Below are 1469 nucleotides of genomic sequence, written 5' to 3'. Positions count from 1 at the left end.
TCCTTACGATTTTGTTGAGGGTGATTTCGGAGCTGTCGTAGTGTTTCGATCACCCTCGGGTGGCGGGTATGGCACAGATCTCCCTGCCGCTTGGACGGCTCACTGGGAATGGCCGCCCGCTGCCCGCCGATGACTCGACCGCTGATTGAGAATTACGACATTGATCGTTGGGTAAGGACGTGCCGGCGCAGTTATCGACAGGGCCAACGAAATTGGAGCTGAGCGAAGGGGACTGAATATGCCGGCATTCTGGGTAGGAATCGACTCGGGCAAAAGAGCTCATCATTGCGTTGTGATCGATCAGACAGGGACGGTGCTGCTCTCGAAACGGGTCGAGAATGACGAGAACGAACTGCTCGCACTCATAGCCATGGTTGCGGAGATCGCCGCCGGCGGTGAAGTCTGTTGGGCCACGGATCTGAACGCTGGCGGTGCGGCCCTGTTGATCGAGTTGTTGGCCGCGCACGCCCAGCAGATGCTCTATATCCCCGGACGGATCGTGCATCACGCAGCCGCGACCTACCGCGGAGATGGCAAGACCGACGCGAAAGACGCCAGGATCATCGCCGACCAGGCACGCATGCGAACCGACCTCCAACCAGTCCGCGGCGCTGACCAGATCAGCGTGGACCTGCGGCTCCTGACCGCCCGCCGTACGGATCTGATCTGCGACCGGGTCCGGGCGATCAACCGGCTCCGCGCCACCTTGCTGGAATACTTCCCCGCGCTCGAGCGCGCGTTCGACTACTCCAAAAAGGCGCCCCTGATCCTCCTCGGCGGCTACCAGACCCCCGAGGGCATCCGGCGGACAGGACTGACCCGGCTCACCGGCTGGCTGAGGAAACGCGGCTGCCGGAACAGTGCAAAGATGGCAGAGAAGGCACTGATGGCCGCGAACTCCCAGCACACCGTCCTGCCAACTCAGACCACAGGCTCTGCCCTTGTCGTCCGGCTGGCCGAGCAAATCAGCACCCTTGATGAAGAGATCGCCGCCACCGATGCCCAGATCACCGAGCTCTTCCGGCAGCACCACAGCGCGGACATTCTGCTCACCATGCCCGGCTTCGGCCCCGTACTCGCAGCAACTTTCCTCGCGAACATCGGCGGCAACCTGGACGCGTTCGACAGCGTGGACCGGCTCGCCAGCGTCGCCGGGCTGGCTCCCGTCCCGCGCGATTCCGGACGGATCAGTGGGAACCTTCACCGGCCACGTCGCTTCAACCGCAGGCTCCTGCGAACCTGTTACCTCGCCGCCCTCTCCAGCCTGAAGAACAGCTCGGCCTCAAGAACCTATTACGACCGGAAGCGCGGAGAAGGAAAGTCCCACAAGCAGGCCCTCATCGCCCTAGCCCGCCGCCGCATCAACGTCCTCTGGGCCATGCTCCGCGACCACACCACCTACCAGGAACCAATACCAAGAGTCCGCGCTCAAGCTGCTTGACAGAAACATTGAGATTCCCAATGGCCGG

Annotated in this window: 1 protein-coding gene; it reads left to right on the top strand. The window is 62.7% G+C overall.

Features of this window, described 5'->3' with window-relative positions; translation table 11 throughout:
• The first annotated feature begins 238 nt into the window (after nt 1-238).
• Nucleotides 239-1441 (top strand): IS110 family RNA-guided transposase, encoded by a 1203-nt coding sequence (locus tag IEW19_RS23115; protein WP_188573886.1) that lies wholly within the window; start codon nt 239-241, stop codon nt 1439-1441.
• The last annotated feature ends 28 nt before the right edge of the window (nt 1442-1469 follow it).

The organism is Arthrobacter liuii (genome assembly GCF_014639275.1).
In the GTDB taxonomy this organism is placed as follows: Bacteria; Actinomycetota; Actinomycetes; order Actinomycetales; family Micrococcaceae; genus Arthrobacter; species Arthrobacter liuii.
This window is presented reverse-complemented; position numbering and strand designations above follow the sequence as displayed.